Origin of the sequence: Pontibacterium granulatum, assembly GCF_029961155.1 — a bacterium.
GTDB lineage: Bacteria > Pseudomonadota > Gammaproteobacteria > Pseudomonadales > Balneatricaceae > Pontibacterium > Pontibacterium granulatum.
Window position 1 is genome coordinate 1 of sequence record NZ_JASBRH010000002.1, and the last position, 18,007, is coordinate 18,007.

The 18,007-nt window shown below is 53.9% G+C and carries 19 protein-coding genes; 18 read left to right on the forward strand and 1 reads right to left on the reverse strand.

The window, feature by feature from the left end:
* Positions 1-423 precede the first annotated feature (423 nt).
* Both QKW35_RS01800 and QKW35_RS01805 read left to right on the forward strand, forming a co-directional pair.
* Complete coding sequence (locus QKW35_RS01800; RefSeq protein WP_282350399.1) at positions 424-678, forward strand: FAD assembly factor SdhE; 255 nt, start codon at positions 424-426, stop codon at positions 676-678.
* The gene (locus QKW35_RS01805; protein ID WP_282350400.1) at positions 662-1,117 is read left to right on the forward strand and encodes a protein YgfX; all 456 of its coding nucleotides are present in this window, start codon (positions 662-664) and stop codon (positions 1,115-1,117) included. The genes QKW35_RS01800 and QKW35_RS01805 overlap by 17 nt, the downstream gene beginning before the upstream one ends.
* Here the strand turns inward: QKW35_RS01805 and nadB are convergent.
* Complete coding sequence (gene nadB, locus QKW35_RS01810) at positions 1,110-2,720, reverse strand: L-aspartate oxidase (RefSeq protein ID WP_282350402.1); 1,611 nt, start codon at positions 2,718-2,720, stop codon at positions 1,110-1,112. The genes QKW35_RS01805 and nadB overlap by 8 nt on opposite strands.
* A 274-nt stretch (positions 2,721-2,994) precedes the next feature.
* Between nadB and rpoE the strand changes: the two genes are divergently transcribed.
* From rpoE to mazG, 16 genes are all read left to right on the forward strand, one after another.
* Positions 2,995-3,582, forward strand: a complete 588-nt coding sequence (gene rpoE / locus QKW35_RS01815) for an RNA polymerase sigma factor RpoE (protein WP_282350404.1) — start codon at positions 2,995-2,997, stop codon at positions 3,580-3,582.
* Positions 3,583-3,622: 40 nt separating this feature from the next.
* A complete protein-coding gene (locus tag QKW35_RS01820) occupies positions 3,623-4,480 on the forward strand; it encodes a MucB/RseB C-terminal domain-containing protein (RefSeq protein WP_282350405.1) in 858 nt (285 codons plus the stop codon).
* A 3-nt stretch (positions 4,481-4,483) separates the two neighbouring features.
* Positions 4,484-4,918 (forward strand): SoxR reducing system RseC family protein, encoded by a 435-nt coding sequence (locus QKW35_RS01825; protein ID WP_282350406.1) that lies wholly within the window; start codon positions 4,484-4,486, stop codon positions 4,916-4,918.
* Between the two features lie 37 nt (positions 4,919-4,955).
* Entirely contained in the window at positions 4,956-6,374 is a 1,419-nt protein-coding gene (locus QKW35_RS01830) for a DegQ family serine endoprotease (RefSeq protein ID WP_282350407.1), read from the forward strand.
* 132 nt (positions 6,375-6,506) lie between these two features.
* A complete protein-coding gene (gene lepA, locus QKW35_RS01835; RefSeq protein ID WP_282350408.1) occupies positions 6,507-8,306 on the forward strand; it encodes a translation elongation factor 4 in 1,800 nt (599 codons plus the stop codon).
* Between the two features lie 9 nt (positions 8,307-8,315).
* On the forward strand, positions 8,316-9,128 hold the full coding sequence (gene lepB / locus QKW35_RS01840) for a signal peptidase I (RefSeq protein WP_282350410.1): 813 nt from the start codon (positions 8,316-8,318) through the stop codon (positions 9,126-9,128).
* 14 nt (positions 9,129-9,142) lie between these two features.
* Positions 9,143-9,520: a DUF4845 domain-containing protein gene (locus tag QKW35_RS01845; RefSeq protein ID WP_282350412.1), complete on the forward strand. Its 378-nt coding sequence runs from the start codon at positions 9,143-9,145 to the stop codon at positions 9,518-9,520.
* Entirely contained in the window at positions 9,517-10,200 is a 684-nt protein-coding gene (rnc, locus tag QKW35_RS01850; protein WP_282350413.1) for a ribonuclease III, read from the forward strand. Before QKW35_RS01845 ends, rnc begins: the two co-directional genes overlap by 4 nt.
* On the forward strand, positions 10,200-11,141 hold the full coding sequence (gene era, locus QKW35_RS01855; protein ID WP_282350414.1) for a GTPase Era: 942 nt from the start codon (positions 10,200-10,202) through the stop codon (positions 11,139-11,141). Before rnc ends, era begins: the two co-directional genes overlap by 1 nt.
* Entirely contained in the window at positions 11,141-11,833 is a 693-nt protein-coding gene (recO, locus tag QKW35_RS01860) for a DNA repair protein RecO (protein WP_282350415.1), read from the forward strand. Before era ends, recO begins: the two co-directional genes overlap by 1 nt.
* A 50-nt stretch (positions 11,834-11,883) precedes the next feature.
* Complete coding sequence (gene pdxJ / locus QKW35_RS01865) at positions 11,884-12,657, forward strand: pyridoxine 5'-phosphate synthase (RefSeq protein WP_282350416.1); 774 nt, start codon at positions 11,884-11,886, stop codon at positions 12,655-12,657.
* Positions 12,654-13,031 (forward strand): holo-ACP synthase, encoded by a 378-nt coding sequence (acpS, locus tag QKW35_RS01870; protein WP_282350417.1) that lies wholly within the window; start codon positions 12,654-12,656, stop codon positions 13,029-13,031. Before pdxJ ends, acpS begins: the two co-directional genes overlap by 4 nt.
* A gap of 114 nt (positions 13,032-13,145) precedes the next feature.
* Positions 13,146-13,565, forward strand: a complete 420-nt coding sequence (locus QKW35_RS01875) for a universal stress protein (protein ID WP_282350418.1) — start codon at positions 13,146-13,148, stop codon at positions 13,563-13,565.
* A 198-nt stretch (positions 13,566-13,763) separates the two neighbouring features.
* On the forward strand, positions 13,764-14,663 hold the full coding sequence (gene cysM / locus QKW35_RS01880) for a cysteine synthase CysM (RefSeq protein ID WP_282350419.1): 900 nt from the start codon (positions 13,764-13,766) through the stop codon (positions 14,661-14,663).
* 260 nt (positions 14,664-14,923) lie between these two features.
* Positions 14,924-17,185: a GTP diphosphokinase gene (gene relA, locus QKW35_RS01885; protein WP_282350420.1), complete on the forward strand. Its 2,262-nt coding sequence runs from the start codon at positions 14,924-14,926 to the stop codon at positions 17,183-17,185.
* Positions 17,185-18,006 (forward strand): nucleoside triphosphate pyrophosphohydrolase, encoded by an 822-nt coding sequence (gene mazG / locus QKW35_RS01890; protein ID WP_282350421.1) that lies wholly within the window; start codon positions 17,185-17,187, stop codon positions 18,004-18,006. Before relA ends, mazG begins: the two co-directional genes overlap by 1 nt.
* The last annotated feature ends 1 nt before the right edge of the window (position 18,007 follow it).

An 18,007-nucleotide genomic window follows, 5' to 3' on the forward strand; every position in this document is an offset into this window, starting at 1 on the left:
ACCCCTCGTCGTCATCGAAGGTGATCAGGGTGCCGGCAGCTTAAAAGCTGCCCTACATCCTACGGCCCAAACACCTCCAGGCTCAGCTTATAGCCAGTAGGTTGGCCATCGCTTTAGCGATGCCCAACACTGCTCAACGATCCTAAGCGCGCAAATCTAAAGGCCGCCGGGCAACGCTGCCGCGTTGACCAACCTACTGTAGAGGGTGTGAATAAATCACGGGGCTCAGCCAAAGGTCGATTGTGGGTATGCCTCACAACAGGCCAATCATTTTCCAAAATCTGTTAAACTACGCGCTGCGGTGTGGGACAAAGGTTTATCTGTCACTGCATGACAATCGTCATTTACCTGTGTCGTATCTGTTGGCATTGTTTGTCTGGATCGACCTTTGATGTAACTGCTGATGTAGGAAGGTTAGTGTAAATGTATAGCGAAGAAGATATCCGCCGTCTCGCCTGGCAGAGCCGCCGGGGAATGCTGGAGCTGGATGTACTGTTTGTTCCGTTTGTGAACGAGGCGTTTCGTGATCTGCCCGAAGATGATCAGGATCGGTTTGTGAATCTGCTGGCTTGTGAAGACCAGGACCTTTTTGTTTGGCTAATGGAACGGGAAGAGCCGACTGACCCGGATATCAAGCGTATCGTACGTATCATTCTGGACCGTGTTCAGCCCGATTGAGTTTCGCTTCAAGCGTTCCCGCTCCCTGATTGCTCTGATATTGGGGAGCCATCTCCTCTCTCTGTATTGCGTTTACGTCGCGGCGCTCGACGTTACAATCGCTTCTGTTTTGTCTTTCGTCCTGCTTCTCTCATTGCTTCTGCAGCTCCGCCATATTGTTGTGGATAACACACAAGGGATCAGAGGTATTCGTTTTAACGGTTTGCGCAAACAGATCTCGGTAAATGACGGGGGAGATTGGCGTGCTGTGAGCAAAGTGGTGAGTGCAGTTGTTTTGCCTTACGCAGTGGTACTGGGATTTCGCGTGGACGGGAGCCGCTTTTCGCGCTACGTCGTGGTGTTCTTTGATGCGCTGAATCGTGATGATTTTCGTCGTTTACGGGTGTTTGCCTTGCACGGGGCCTATGTGAAAGACCCCGAGACAGAGAACGTTAGTTAACAGGTTGATGACGCCATTGGAAGTTAACGGGTGTCAGGATGGTGTCGAGTGCTTCTGGTGCTTCGTCAGGGTAATCCAGAGTGTAGTTCAGCCCTCGGCTTTCCTGTCGTAACATCGCAGAGCGAATAATCAGGTCCGCAACCACGGCGAGGTTGCGTAGCTCCAACAGATCTTTGCCAATTTTGTAGTTGCTGTAGTACTCACTTATCTCCTGCAGCAGCAGGTCGACACGGTGTTTTGCGCGCTGCAGACGTTTATTCGTGCGTACGATACCCACGTAGTCCCACATAAAGCGGCGTAGCTCATCCCAGTTGTGCGAGATAATAACGTCTTCGTCGGAGTCGGTTACCTGACTTTCGTCCCATTCTGGGATATGAACCTCTTCTGCCGGAGCACGCAGTTCCTCAGCGATATGCCGGGATGCTGAGCGAGCATATACCAGACACTCCAACAGTGAGTTACTGGCCAGACGATTTGCGCCGTGCAGGCCGGTAAATGCGGTTTCACCGATTGCATATAGGCCTGGCAAGTCAGTCATCCCTGTTTCGTCTGTCATTACCCCACCACAGGTGTAGTGAGCAGCAGGTACCACCGGGATAGGTTCCTTGGTGATATCGATCCCCAGTTTCATGCAACGTTTGTAGATAGTCGGGAAGTGGTTGCGGATAAACTCTTCTGGCTTGTGGGATATATCCAGGAACAGGCAGTCAGCACCCAGGCGTTTCATTTCGTGGTCAATTGCGCGTGCAACAATGTCACGCGGAGCCAGTTCACCGCGGGAATCAAAACGGTGCATAAAGCGTTTGCCGTTTGGTAGTAGCAGCTTACCGCCTTCACCGCGGACCGCTTCGGTAATCAGAAACGATTTAGCCTGTGGGTGATATAGACAGGTTGGGTGGAACTGGTTGAATTCCATATTGGCGACACGACAGCCTGCACGCCAGGCCATCGCGATACCGTCTCCGGTTGAGCCATCCGGGTTGCTGGTGTACAGGTAGGATTTTGACGCGCCACCGGTCGCCAGTACAACGGTACGGGCGTTAAAGACCTCTACGTGTCCGCTGGCGCAGTTCAGCGCATAAGCGCCGATACAACGGTTGCCAGGAAGGCGCAGTTTGGTACGGGTAACCAGATCAACAGCAGTGTAGTGTTCGAACAGGTCGATGTTCTCCGCAGCGATCGCTTTCTCAATCAATGTGCGCTGAACGGCCTTGCCGGTGGCGTCGGCGGCATGAATGATACGACGGTGGGAGTGGCCGCCTTCTTTGGTAAGGTGATGCTCACCGTCATTCTTTGTAAAAGGCACGCCTTGGTTGATCAGCCACTCGATGCTCTCCTTGCCGTGCTGCACGGTAAAATCAACCGCGTCTTTATGGCTGAGCCAGGAGCCGGCGATCATGGTGTCTTCGCTGTGTTTTTCTTCACAGTCATTATCATCCAGTACAGCCGCAATACCGCCTTGGGCAAGCCAGGTTGAGCCACTTTTCAGGTCGCCTTTACTTAACACTGCTACTTTGATTTCCGGGGCCAGATGCAGAGCAAGCGTTAACCCGGCAGCGCCGCTACCAATAATCAGTACATCGTAATGGTGAGTAATAGCCATTCCCGGATTAGTTCCTTCGTTGTATGTAACAGTTTGGTTTTAATTATGCCTGAATCTTTGATAATTGGGGATTTTCCGCCAATTTCAATTTTTTTAACGATAGCGGGAACTAACTTTTTCTGAGGTGTTCATAGAGTGTAGTTCGAGACGCTCGTAGGATATGAGGTTGCAATGAAGTAGTAGGTAAAAAATACTTTTAAGTGCAAGTAGCCATGAGAACAGGCTACATTTAGCCTCATCCCAAGGAAAAAATTAGCTAACAAAAGGACCGAGAGTGTCGAACGAAAGCCAGGCAGCATTAGATCAACAGCTTGTAGCCCGAGTGCAGGCCGGAGATAAAAGAGCTTTCGACCTATTGGTTAAAAAGTATCAGCACAAAATTGTTGGGCTGATCGGCCGATATGTATATGACCAGCATGAAGCACTGGATGTCGCGCAGGAAGCCTTTATCAAAGCTTACAGAGCTTTGCCGAAGTTTCGTGGCGACAGTGCGTTTTATACCTGGTTGTATCGCATCGCGATCAATACGGCGAAAAATCATCTGGTAGCCAAAGGGCGACGTCCTCCCGATGTGGACGTCGACGTTGAAGACGCACATCACTTTGAAGGTGCAAACGATTTGAAGGACATTGAGAACCCTGAGAATCAGCTTTATCGTGATGAGCTTGAACGCGTCGTTAAAAAAGCGCTGGATCGTCTGCCAGAGGATCTACGCGTGGCATTGACTCTGCGTGAGTTTGAGGGGCTCAGCTATGAGGATATCGCCAGCGTTATGGATTGTCCGGTTGGAACGGTGAGATCACGTATCTTCCGTGCCCGAGAGGCAATTGATAAGGAGATCGTGCCATTAATGGCTAACTAGGTTATCGGGGTAGAGACTGGGAAAGTTTGAGGTAGGGTTTATGACTGATCGATCCATCGAATCAGTGTCCGCATTGATGGACGGTGAAGTGGCGGAGTTTGAATTACGTCGCTCACTGGACAAAATCGCTGAGGATTCTGAAGCATCGGAGCGTTGGCGCAGATACCATGTCGCGCGCTCGGTGATGAAAGGCGAAGCGGTAGCGGTTGTGGATATCGACATCAGCGGTTCGGTAATGGCCGCACTGGATGATGAAGAGCCACTCACAAAAAGCGAAGTACCTGCATCTGAACAGAAATCGTCCAGGGCAAGTGAAATGTTCTGGAAACCGCTCACCAGTATGGCTGTTGCAGCCTCTGTAACTGCAGTGGTTATTTTTGGTGCGCAAAACTTTAGTGGTGCGCCGGTGGCGTCTAAGCCAGCACCGGTGTTGGCCGACAATCGTCCTGAGTACGTACTGCCAGGTGCAGTGAACTCCGGCAACTATGTACGTGCGCAACTCGGCAATCGCGTATCGCTGACAAGTAGCAGTGACACTGTCGAACCTGAGGTGATTCGCTTGTCTCAGGGCTTGTCCCGCTATATCAACCAGCACAATCATCTGCTCACGGCCCAGCAGCCTGAATGGAAAGCAGATTGGTTACCGCAGGGATTCAGCAACGTGCGTCACGAAGTGATGCCGGATGCGGAAGTGATGGTGTTTTCAAACGGACGCAACTCGTTCTCCGTATGCATCGAAACCCTGGGGCGTGAGTCTGTACCGCAGGGCGTGGCGCAGTCCGATGAAATGGTTGCTGTTGCCAAGCGTATGGACAGCCACTTTGTGACTGTTGTTGGTGATGTGCCGTTGATGATTGCGGAGCGAATCGCTTCCTCTGTAACCCCTAAGCGATTGTAAATTATGCTCGAAGAAACAGGGCGCGTAGTGGACGTCGATGATGATGGGGTCTGGGTAGAAACCATCAAGCAAAGTGCCTGCGCGTCATGTAGTGCCCGCAACGGGTGTGGCCAGAAGTTACTGGCCTCGGTAGGTCAGGGTAAGCGATCAGTAATCTGTGTAAACAATCCGGGCCACCTCCACGTTGCAGCTGAAGACAATGTTGTAATTGGTATCGCCGAGAACGCCTTTATGCGTATCTCGTTGCTTATCTACCTTCTCCCTTTGCTTGCACTGTTTTTGGGTGCTGCGATCGCCAGCACACTGGGATTGAGTGAGCCTGGAGTCATCGGATCGGGTCTTGCAGGATTGGGGGTCGGTTTGGTTATTGTTCGCTTTATCAGCCGTACCTACATGACGTCATGCAAGTACCACCCGGTGCTGTTGAAAGTTATCTGACCCTACCTCGGCAATATAATTAGGAAAGGTTATTGTTATGGTGCATTCTGCTCGGATATTTCTCGTTTCTGTTGTTGCGTTACTCTGGACAACATTGGCAAACGCCGCCAGCCTGCCGGACTTTAAAGAACTTGTAAAAGAAACGTCCCCCGCAGTGGTTAACATCAGTACGGTTCAGAGTGCCGCTAGCGCTGATGATCAAAACCCTTTAGGGCAGTTCCGTGGACCTAATGGGGAAGAGATTCCTGAAATTTTCCGTCACTTTTTCCAAATGCCTGAGATGGATAAAGGCCCGCGCCGTCGTTCCCCTCAGTCACTCGGTTCGGGATTTATTATCAGTGGCGACGGCTACATCCTGACGAACCACCACGTCGTGGATGGCGCCGACAAAGTCATCGTACGTCTGAATGACCGGCGCGAGCTGGAAGCTGAAGTGGTCGGCTCGGATAAGCGTGCCGACATTGCGTTGCTCAAGATTGATGCGGAAGACCTGCCGACCGTTAAGCTGGGGAATTCCGATAAGATTGAAGTCGGTGAATGGGTGCTAGCGATCGGTTCACCGTTTGGTTTCGATTACAGTGTGACCGCAGGTATCGTCAGCGCCAAAGAACGCGCACTGGCCAATGAAACTTATGTGCCGTTTATCCAGACCGACGTCGCGATTAACCCCGGGAACTCCGGCGGTCCTCTTTTTAATCTCGATGGAGAAGTGGTGGGTGTAAACTCCCAGATCTACACTCGCTCCGGCGGTTTTATGGGCCTGTCGTTTGCGATCCCAATCGATGTGGCGATGGAAGTGGCCAATCAGCTGAAAGAGAAAGGTTTTGTTACCCGGGGCTGGTTGGGCGTGATCATTCAGGAGGTCAACAAAGATCTGGCTGAATCCTTCGGGCTGGATAAGCCTGCCGGTGCGCTGGTTGCCAAAGTTTTGCCAGACAGCCCGGCTCAGGCCGCGGGCCTACAGGAAGGCGACGTGATCCTGAAGTTCAATAACATGCCGGTGATTTTATCCTCGGATCTGCCGCATCAGGTGGGCCGTGTGAAGCCAGGTGCTAAAGCGAAAGTGAGCGTGATGCGTGGTGGCGAACGCCGGAATGTTTGGGTCACTATAGGTGAACTGCCTACTGAGCAAGAGCTCGCGAACGCCGGTAGCAGCAAGAAAGAGCGCGACCAGTCCAACCCGCTCAACCTGGTTGTATCTGAGCTGGACGACAACCGAAAGAGCAAATGGAACCTGAGTAATGGTGTAGTCGTACGTCGTGTGATGCAGGGCCCAGGTGCAGATGCAGGTCTGATGGTGGGTGATGTGATCACCATGCTTAATCGGGAGCAGATCGAATCGGTTGCCGACTTTGAAGAAGCTGCCCGCAACCTGCCAGATGATCGTGCCGTACCGATGCGTATTGTGCGCCGCGGGAGCCCGCTCTTTATACCGCTCAAGCTAAGCAGTAAATAGAGGGATCTGATAAGACGAAAAAGGGGGCGTTTCGCCCCCTTTTGAGTTTGTGAAGAGTGATGGCCGCAATGCAGTAAATACGGTAAACTTGCCGCCTTTCAAGCGATTCTGAACAGCAATGGTAGCCAACACGTGAGCAGCCTCGATCACATTCGAAATTTTTCCATCATCGCCCACATAGACCACGGTAAATCTACCCTGGCCGACCGTTTTATCCAGACCTGTGGAGGTCTGTCCGACCGTGAGATGGCCGCTCAGGTCCTCGATTCCATGGAGCTGGAGCGTGAGCGCGGTATTACGATCAAAGCGCAGAGCGTGACGCTGGATTACAAAGCGAAAGATGGAAAAACCTATCAGCTGAACTTCATCGATACCCCGGGGCACGTGGACTTCTCCTATGAAGTATCCCGTTCTTTGGCGGCCTGTGAAGGTGCATTGCTGGTCGTGGATGCGGCGCAAGGTGTGGAAGCGCAGTCCGTTGCGAACTGCTACACAGCGATTGAGCAGGGACTGGAAGTACTGCCGATCCTGAACAAGATGGACCTGCCGCAGGCCGACCCTGACCGTGTACGCGTAGAGATCGAAGAGGTGATCGGTATCGATGCAACCGATGCCGTTGCCTGTTCCGCGAAGAGTGGCATGGGTATCGACGATGTGCTGGAAGCGCTGGTTGCGACCGTACCACCGCCAGAGGGCAACGTGGACGGCGACCTGCAGGCGCTGATCATCGACTCCTGGTTCGATAACTACTTGGGTGTTGTATCCCTGGTGCGTGTGGTACACGGTACTCTGCGCAAGAAAGACAAGATTCTGGTGAAGTCCACCGGACAGACCTACAGTGTTGATTCCGTGGGTACCTTCACGCCAAAACGCAACGAAACCGGCATCCTGAAAGCAGGTGAAGTAGGTTTTGTCGTGGCGGGTATCAAGGACATCCACGGTGCGCCGGTGGGTGATACCCTGACCCACAGCAAAACACCGGACGTTGATGTACTGCCTGGCTTCCAAAAAGTACAGCCGCAGGTTTACGCCGGCCTGTTCCCGACCAGCTCCGATGACTATGAAGACTTCCGTGAAGCGCTGGATAAGCTGACGCTGAACGATGCGTCCCTGTTCTTCGAGCCTGAGACTTCCGATGCGCTGGGCTTCGGTTTCCGTTGTGGTTTCCTGGGCATGCTGCACATGGAGATCATTCAGGAGCGTCTGGAGCGTGAGTACAACCTGGACCTGGTCACTACTGCACCGACTGTAGTCTACGAGATTGCGTTGCAGAACGGCGATATCGTGCATATCGATAGCCCGTCCAAACTGCCGGATCCGGGATCTATCCAGGAGATGCGCGAGCCGATCGTAGAGGCCAATATTCTGGTACCGCAGGACTACCTGGGGCCGGTTATCAGCCTCTGTGTGGATAAGCGTGGTATCCAGAAGAACATGCAATACGTGGGTAACCAGATTCAGCTCAGCTACGAACTGCCGATGGCGGAAGTGGTACTGGACTTCTTCGACCGTTTGAAGTCCGTGAGCCGTGGTTATGCATCCCTGGAATACAACTTTGTCCGCTTCGAACCGGCCAAGCTGGTACGTATGGATATTCTGATCAATGGTGACAAGGTGGATGCGTTGGCTGTCATCCTGCACCGTGACAATGCGCAATACCGTGGTCGTCAGCTCTGTGAAAAGATGAAGGAACTGATTCCACGTCAGATGTTTGATGTGGCTATTCAGGCCGCGCTGGGTGGTAAGATTATCGCCCGTACAACCGTAAAAGCCCTGCGTAAAAACGTACTGGCAAAATGTTACGGTGGTGACGTCAGTCGTAAGAAGAAACTGCTGGCGAAACAGAAGGAAGGTAAGAAACGTATGAAACAGGTGGGTAGCGTTGAGATCCCACAGGACGCGTTCCTTGCTGTGCTGAAAGTGGACAACTAAGGGTTTCTCATGCAATTCGATTTTGCGCTGCTGCTGGTGCTGGCCACCGCAATCTGTGGTGTCGTCTGGTTTTACGATAAAGCGGTACTGGCGCCGAAGCGTCGCGTATGCCTGGAGAGCGCCGAAGCTCAGGCAAGTGGGCCGTTGCCGGAGGACGTGGTAGCCAAAATCAACCATGAGCCGGGCTGGGTGGACACCGGGCGTTCCATGTTTCCGGTCCTGTTTGTAGTGTTGGTGCTGCGTTCGTTCTTGGTGGAGCCGTTTCAGATCCCATCCGGCTCTATGCTGCCTACGCTGCAAATTGGTGACTTCATTCTGGTCAACAAATACCACTACGGCATTCGGCTGCCGGTCACCAATACCAAGGTGCTGGAACTGAATAGCCCTCAGCGTGGCGATGTTGCCGTATTCCGTTATCCGAAACAGCCAAACGTTAACTATATTAAAAGGGTTGTGGGCCTGCCGGGGGACCGCATCAAATACGTTGACAAAGTCCTGTACGTAAATGGTGTGCCGCAGTCTCAGGAGTTGCTGGCCAAGTTGCCTCCGTCCCGTCCAGAGCGTCTGGTGATGGAAGAAAACCTGGACGGTGTCCAGCATCAGATTTTCCGTGACGTTTACCGCAGAGGTATTGTTGGGGAGTGGGTCGTACCGGAAGGCCACTACTTCATGGTGGGTGATAACCGTGACAACAGCAATGACAGCCGCTATTGGGGATTTGTTGCTGACGACCTTTTAGTGGGTAAAGCGTTTGCGGTTTGGATGCACTGGCCTACACTGTTCAGCATTCCAGATTTCGGGGACGCCCGACAGATTAAATAAACAAGGAGGATGGGATGAGTAAGATGCGTAACCGACAAACAGGTGCTTCTCTGCTCTCCATCATGATCATCCTGATCATTGGCGGTGTATTCTTTTCAGTAGGCTTTAAGCTGTATCCCGCGTACTTTGATTACAAGCTGGTCGATTCGGTACTCACGGATGTCAGTACTGATCAGGGTGAGCTCTCCAAACCATTGATGCGGCTGCGCCAGGATGTGCAGAAAAAACTACGCATCAACCAGGTGAAACTGCCAGAGAAGGATTCGCTGGTGATCCGGCAGGAGAGGGGTATCCTCTACTTCGACCTTGATTACGAAGTACGGGTGCCAATGTTCTTTAACGTAGACGCCGTTGTCTCGTTCAATAAGCAATACGAAGCTGTAAAACCTTGATCAAACCTATAACTGAATTGATGCGCAAGCTGGGCTATGAGTTTTCTGACGCCAGCTTGCTCGAACTTGCACTGACCCACCGCAGCTGTGGCAAGCGCAACAACGAACGCCTGGAATTTCTGGGTGACTCTATCCTTAACTTCGTAATCGCCGAAGACCTGTATGCCCGCTTTCCACAAGCCCGTGAAGGCGAGTTGAGCCGTTTGCGAGCCGGACAGGTAAAAGGTGACACCCTGGCTGAAATTGCCCGTGAACTGGGCTTTGGCGATTATCTGCGCCTGGGCTCCGGTGAGCTGAAAAGTGGTGGTTTCCGACGCGATTCCATCCTTGCCGACTCCGTCGAAGCGGTCATTGGTGCGATCTACCTGGATAGCGACATGGATACCGTGCGCGGATATATCCTGCGTTGGTACAGTGAGCGTCTGGAGAAGATCAATCTAAAGAAAAGTCAGAAAGATTCCAAAACACGCCTGCAGGAGTTCCTGCAGTCACGTCGTATAGCACTGCCAAAATACGAACTGGTGAAAGTTGAGGGCGAGGCCCACGACCAGACCTTTTATATTCTCTGCCATGTGGAGATGCTGGAGGCGCCAACCCACGGCACTGGTAGCAGCCGCCGCCAGGCCGAGCAGGAAGCCGCACGGGCAGCCATTGAACAACTACAGGTGGAGAAGTCCTGATGGGCGAAGATCTTTCCTATCTGCTGGAACCGCAGAATCCTGACCAGCGTTGTGGCTTTGTCGCCATCGTAGGTCGCCCGAACATGGGCAAATCAACCCTGATGAACCACATTCTGGGTCAGAAACTAAGCATCACCTCTAAGAAGCCGCAGACCACCCGTCATCAGATCATGGGTATCAAGACCGAAGGTGACCTGCAGGTGATCTACGTCGATACGCCGGGATTGCACAAAGACGACGGTAAAAAAGCACTGAACCGCTACATGAACAAGGCCGCGTCCGACGCCCTGCGCGATGTGGATCTGGTGGTGTTCATGGTTGACCGCACTGCCTGGACCGAAGAGGACCAGTTGGTGCTGGAGAAGCTGGAGCGCGCGCGCTGCCCGGTAATCCTGGTGGTGAACAAGATCGACAGCCTGAGCGATAAAGCGTCTCTGCTGCCACACCTGCAGGCCCTGTCTGAGAAGATGGTGTTTGCTGAGATCATGCCAATGTCCGCCACCGACGGTCACAATGTGGACCAACTGGAGAAGGTCATCGCATCCCATATGCCAAAGGGTATGCATTACTTCCCGGAAGATCAGGTGACCGACAAGAGCTCCCGCTTCCTGGCGGCTGAGCTGGTGCGTGAAAAGCTGATGCGTAACCTCGGGGATGAAGTGCCGTACGGTACCACCGTGGAGATCGAAGAGTTCAAGTACGACGAGAAGAAGAAGCTGACCACCATCAGTGCACTGATTCTGGTGGAGCGTGATGGTCAGAAACGAATCGTCATCGGTGACAAGGGCAGCCGCCTGAAAACCATCGGTCGCGATGCGCGTCTGGATATGGAACGTGCCTTCGATAGCAAGATCATGCTCAACCTGTGGGTGAAAGTACGCCGTGGTTGGGCTGACGATGAACGTGCACTGCGCAGTCTCGGGTATAACGACAAAGATTGATGGAGTACGTCGTTGATGGTCAGGCCGCCTATGTGCTGCATGGACGGCCTTACCGCGATACCAGCCTGCTGGTTGATTTCTTTACCCTGGAACATGGCAAAGTCAGTGCTGTGGTCCGTGGCGCCAAACGTCCCAACTCCAAGTTACGCCCCGTTATTCAGCCTTTTCTGCCGTTGCAGATCGGCTGGCGGGGCCGTCAGGAGCTGAAGAACCTGACCTTGGCCGAGCCGGTGGACGCCAACCCGTTTCTGTCCGGTAACGCCCTGATGTGCGGGCTCTACGTCAACGAGTTGCTGGAGCGCCTGCTGCAACCGCTTGATCCGCATCCTCACCTCTACGTCTATTATCAGTATGTGGTTAATGAACTGCGCAGTGGCGAAGACATTGAGGGCGCTTTGCGCACCTTCGAGCGCCGTCTGATGATGGAGCTGGGTCATGCACCGGATCTGACCGATCTGGAACCCGACGGGATCTATGTCTACGATCCGGGACAGGGTGTACAGCGTATTGCACAACCGACAGATCAGAATAGAATGCGGTGTTTCTATGGACGACATCTGCAGGCGATAGAGCAGGACAGCTACGATCAACGGGCGGTCCGGCAGGCCGCTAAGCGTCTGATGCGTCTGCTGATCGACCAGTTGCTGGGTGATAAACCGCTGCGCAGTCGCGAGTTGTTCCAGAAACGCTGATACCGCCGGACACGCATGAGGTCCGGGGCAACCAAATTAAGGAGTTCGCTGTGATTGAACCAAGCCGTCTGTTGCTGGGTGTAAATATCGACCATGTGGCTACGCTGCGTCAGGCACGGGGCACCCGCTACCCGGATCCTGTGCAGGCCGCTGCGCTGGCGGAGGAGGCCGGTGCCGACGGTATTACCGTTCACCTGCGCGAAGACCGCCGTCACATCCAGGACCGCGATATCTATATGCTGGCCGAGACTCTGCAGACCCGCATGAACTTCGAGATGGCGGTAACCGACGAGATGATCAGCATCGCCGAAAAGGTTAAACCGGCGCACGCCTGTCTGGTACCGGAGAAGCGAGAAGAGCTGACCACAGAGGGTGGCCTGGACGTGGTGGGTCAGGAAGCGCGTATCAAGGAAGCCTGCGACCGTCTGAATGCGGCGGGTGTTGAAGTGTCCCTGTTTATTGACCCGGAACCGGCACAGATCGATGCGACCATCCGCTGTGGTGCGCCTGTAATCGAACTGCACACCGGTGGTTACGCCGATGCTGAAAGCGCTGCTGAGCAGGCAGGGGAGCTGAAACGTATCCGTGAAGCCGCCGCCTATGCTTTCCAGAAAGGCGTGATCGTAAACGCGGGTCATGGTCTTCATTACCACAATGTGGAACAGATCGCTGAGATTCCGGAACTGAACGAGCTGAACATCGGTCACGGTATCATCGCCCGTGCCGTGTTTGTGGGCCTGAAAGAAGCGATTGCTGAGATGCGCCGCCTGATGATGGAAACCCAGGCCCGCGTGCAGCCTTTGCGAGATGCTATCCGCAAATGATCTTTGGCATCGGCACGGACATTTTGCAGATCAGTCGGATCGAACGTTCTCTGGTACGCACCCCGCGCTTGCCGGAGCGTATTCTCACGCCGACTGAGCTAAGCAAATTCCGTGTCAGCCGCCAACCTGCGGTTTTCCTGGCCAAGCGTTTTGCCGCCAAGGAAGCCGCAGTCAAAGCGCTGGGTACCGGCATTGGCCGGGGAATCAGCTGGCAGCATTTTGAAACCAGTCACGATGACTGGGGCAAGCCGCTGCTCACCCTCAACGGCGCTGCACGGGAACGCGCCGCGCAACGCGGTATCGCCGCCATGCACCTTTCCTACAGCGACGAGCAGGAATACGTCGTGGCCTTTGTGGTCGCCGAGACTGCTTGACCCTGAGCAACGTCTGCTCAGTTCCTGAATGGCGCTTGCCCCCCTGAACTACACTGAGAGTATGCGCCAGTGAGTATTTACTCGCCGGCGAATATTGATTCAGTGGGGTATGTCATGAACACCATTCTATTGCCGGTGGATCTGTCCTCAAGCACCGGTTTGCTTTATGAAAAAGCCATCAGCATGGCTAAAGCCTTTGCCAGCACGGTCTACCTGATCCATGTGGTCCTCCCCAACGAAGATACCAGCAGTAAAGATAAGAAAGAGATGGGGCGGGAGTTTGCCGATGAGTCTCAGGCCCTGAATCGCCTGGCAACCGGACTGCGTGATGAGGGGATCGAAACTCATGCGTTACTGATGGAAGGTGTGGCCGCTAAGGTGATTCTTGAAGAAGCGAAACGGCTTGATGCTGACCTGATCATTCTCGGTAGTCACGGACATGGTCCATTGGTTGGCACCTTGATGGGGGACGTGAGCCAGGCGGTGACCCGCGATACATCCTGCCCAGTGTTGATTGTGCCGACCCGGGGTTGATACACAGCACGCATTCACACTTAATGCCCGTAGGCTTGGTAACAGTTGGCCGCTTCCTATAGGGCCATCTTTGTATCGGTGTGCGCTTTTCTTGTGCTTTACAGGCGTCAAAGGTATTATCCCGACTTGTCTTGTAGGGTATATAAAACCCGTTTTTTAGTTGTTTTTATTATATTCTTGTAACCCCCGGGTGAATTTATGAGCGTGGAATTTCCGACCATCGAAGATTATGTCGGCCAGACACCACTGGTGCGCCTGCAGCGTATCGGCCAGGGAAGGGGCAACACCATCCTTTGTAAGCTGGAAGGCAATAATCCAGCCGGTTCCGTAAAGGACCGTCCGGCGCTTAGCATGATTCAGCTGGCGGAAGAACGTGGCATGATCGAGCCCGGTGATACACTGATCGAAGCGACCTCCGGCAACACCGGTATCGCACTGGCAATGGCGGCGGCGATCAAAGGTTACAAGATGATCCTGATCATGCCGGACAACAGCAGTGCCGAGCGCAAGGCATCGATGACTGCATACGGTGCCGAGCTGATCACCGTGACCAAGGAAGAGGGTATGGAAGGCGCCCGCGACCTGGCGCATCAGATGCAGGACGAGGGTAAAGGCAAGGTGCTGGACCAGTTTGCCAACCTGGACAACCCGGAAGCGCACTACCGTGGTACCGGGCCGGAGATCTGGCAACAAACCCAGGGCACCATTACCCATTTTGTCAGCTCCATGGGAACAACCGGTACCATCATGGGGACCTCCCGTTTCCTGAAAGAGCAGAACAAAGATGTGCAAATCGTGGGGCTGCAGCCGAGTGAAGGCGCACAGATTCCAGGTATTCGTCGCTGGCCAGAGGAGTACCTGCCGAAAATTTTTGATGCCTCCCGTGTGGATCAGGTGATCGATATCAACCAGCAGGAAGCGGAAGACACCATGCGTGCACTGGCGCGTGAAGAGGGTATTTTCTGTGGTGTTTCCTCCGGCGGCGCGGTGGCTGGTGCTTTGCGTCTGGCCGAGCAGGTTGAAAACGCAGTAATCGTCTGCATTATCTGTGATCGAGGCGATCGCTACCTTTCAACCGGTGTTTTTAACGCGGAATAACGCACACAACACCCGTGAGAAAGGGAGCCGTAGGCTCCCTTTTTTGTCTGTCCAGGGTCAAAGATAAATGTGAAGTGAATGGAACTTGCTCGCGATTGTCTGTCTTAAGGTCTAGAATGTGCGCCCAACCCGCATGTTGAGTGGGTGTGGGTGCTTGCCGTTATAACGTGTATGCGGAATTTGGTACCCGCTCTGTTTAATAAGAATAAAAAACCGTTGCTTCACGGCAGAGTTGTATAAAAAAGGAGTGGCAATTTGCCATGGTAAAGGTTCGAGAAGATCATCCTATCCGTCAGGATGGGACTGTCGATCTTGATCTCTGGCTCGAGCGTTTGGGCGAGCAGGTTGAGATCGAAGATATAGATGAAATACGTCGCGCGTGCGAAGTGGCGAAGGCCGCGTTCGAGCGTGTAGGAACAGAAGAGGATGTCTGGTCCGATCACTCTCCCGGCAGTTACCTGACCGGTCTGGAGATGGCGCAGATCCTCGCCGAGTTGCAGCAGGATCAGCCCACCCTTGTGGCGGCCATCCTGTATCGCTCCGTGCGCGAGGGTAAACTGTCGATCGAGTTGGTGCGCAAGCAGTTTGGCAAAGAGGTTGCCAGACTGGTTGATGGCGTGCGCCAGATGGCCGCGATTGGCAGCATCAAGAATCCCCGTGCCGAAGACAACGTTCTGGGTGGTGCCACCCACATGGACAACCTGCGTAAGATGCTGGTGGCCATGATTGACGACGTGCGTGTGGCGCTGATCAAGATCGCCGAGCGCACCTGTGCGATCCGAGCGGTAAAAAACGGTTCCCGTAAAAAGCGTTATTTGGTAGCGCGGGAAGTGTTCGACATCTATGCTCCACTGGCCCATCGCCTGGGTATCGGTCATATCAAGTGGGAGCTGGAAGACCTGTCTTTCCGCTACCTCAAGCCCAACGATTACAAAAACATCGCCAAACTGCTGGACGAGAAACGTCTCGACCGCCAGAAGTTTATCAACCAGGTTGTAGACCTTTTGCACCGCCGGTTGCATGAGAGCAACATCGACGGTGAAGTGAACGGGCGCGCGAAACATATCTACAGTATCTGGCGCAAAATGCAGCGTAAGAACATCGACTTCAGTCAGGTATATGACGTGAGGGCGGTGCGTATTCTGGTGCCGGAGATTAAGGACTGTTACGCCGTGTTGGGTATCGTGCACGGCGAGTGGAAGAACATTCCGCACGAATTTGATGATTACATCGCCTCACCCAAACCTAACGGCTACCGCTCCCTGCATACCGCGGTATTCGGGCCGGAAGGTAAGGTGTTGGAGATCCAGATCCGTACCCATGAAATGCACGAGGAAGCGGAGCTGGGGGTATGTGCTCACCACCTGTACAAAGGCACTGATACCAAATCCAAGAGCGATGCCTACGAAGACAAGATTGCCTGGTTGCGTCAGGTCCTCGAATGGCATGACGACTTGGGCGAGAGCGAAGCCTTTGGCGAGATGCTGCGCGGCGATATTGTGCAGGACCGGGTGTATATTTTTACTCCGGACGGTCACGTGATCGATATGCCACTGGGCTCTACGCCGGTGGACTTTGCATACCGTGTGCACACCGAGATCGGACACCGTTGCCGTGGTGCCAAAGTAAATGGCCGCATTGTGCCGCTGAATCGTCGCCTGCGTACCGGTGATCAGGTCGAGATCATGACCATCAACGAGGAGCGTCCACGCCGCGACTGGCTGAACCCGAACCTGGGCTTTGTTACCTCCTCTCGTGCACGAGCGAAGGTGGCTCACTGGTTCAAGCAGCAGGACAAAGAGAAGAACGCCGCGGCAGGTTTCAAGATCATCTCCCGCGAGTTCAAACGTCTGGCGTTGGAGCAGGGCGAGATCAGCTTCGAGGTGATGGCAGCAGAGCTGAACTTCAAAGCACCGGAAGATCTGTTTGCGGCATTGGGTGCCGGTGATGTGCGTCTGTCGCAGATTATCAATGCGGCCCAGCGCCAGGTGGAAAAAGCCCATCCGGATGAACAGCTCGATCTGGCATTGCCAACGGACGATCGCATACCAAAAGGGCAGAGCGATATCCGAATCTCCGGTGTCGGCAATCTGATGACCACCATGGCCAGTTGCTGTAAGCCTGTGCCGGGTGACCGCATTGCGGGTTACATCACTGTGGGACGTGGTGTCTCCGTACACCGCGAAGATTGTCCTAACCTGATGCAGCTGCGCGAGAACGAAGGTCAGCGTGTGATCGAGGTAGACTGGGGCCGCGAAGGTGAAAGTACCTATCCGGTGGACATTTACATCGAAGCATACGACCGTTCCGGTCTGCTGCGCGATGTGATGATTCTGTTGGCGGAGGACAACATCAACGTGACCGCTGCCAATACCGTGACCGACAAAAACCACAATACCGCGCGTCTGACCATCACTGTTGAGATTGCCGGTCTGGAATTGTTGGGGCGCATCATGGATAAGATCAACCAGGTGCCAAACGTGATCGATGTGCACCGTCAGCGCAGTGGGTTTAACCTCTGATGGCTCAGTACAGCATCGACGACCTGATCTACCTGATGCAACGTCTGCGAGATCCCGAGAGCGGCTGCCCTTGGGATCTGAAGCAGAACTTCGCCAGCATCGTGCCGCATACCCTGGAGGAGGCGTACGAAGTTGCCGATACCATTGAACGGCAGGATTGGGCGCATCTGAAAGATGAACTGGGCGACTTGCTGTTTCAGGTGATTTTCTACGCCCAATTGGGTGATGAGATCGAGGACGAAACACAGCATTTTGACTTCAATGCCATCGCCAGCAACCTGATCGAGAAGTTGGTGCGGCGCCATCCCCATGTGTTCCCGGAAGGCACCCTGCGTTCCGAGCGTACAGGGGCAAGTATCGACGAGGCGCAGATTAAGGCGAACTGGGAAGCGATCAAGCAGCAGGAGCGCGATGGCAAGGCGCGTACTGGTGTGTTGGATGATATCCCGCGTTCATTGCCAGCGCTAAGCCGCGCGCAGAAGCTGCAGAAACGGGCCGGTCAGGTTGGGTTTGACTGGAACGATCCGATGCCGGTGCTCGATAAAATCGCCGAGGAGATCGACGAACTGCGAGAAGCAATCCGTGAAGGCCGTCAGGAAGAAATTGCCGACGAGATGGGGGATATGCTGTTTGCGCAGGTCAATCTTGCCCGTCACCTGGGCGTGAATCCGGAAACCGCCCTGCGCGGCACCAATCAGAAGTTTGAACGACGCTTTGGCCATATTGAAGCTCAGGTGAATGCATCTGAGCGAGACTGGGAGCAGTACAGCTTGGATGAGCTGGATGCGTTCTGGAACGAAGCGAAAGCCAAAGGGCTGTAAG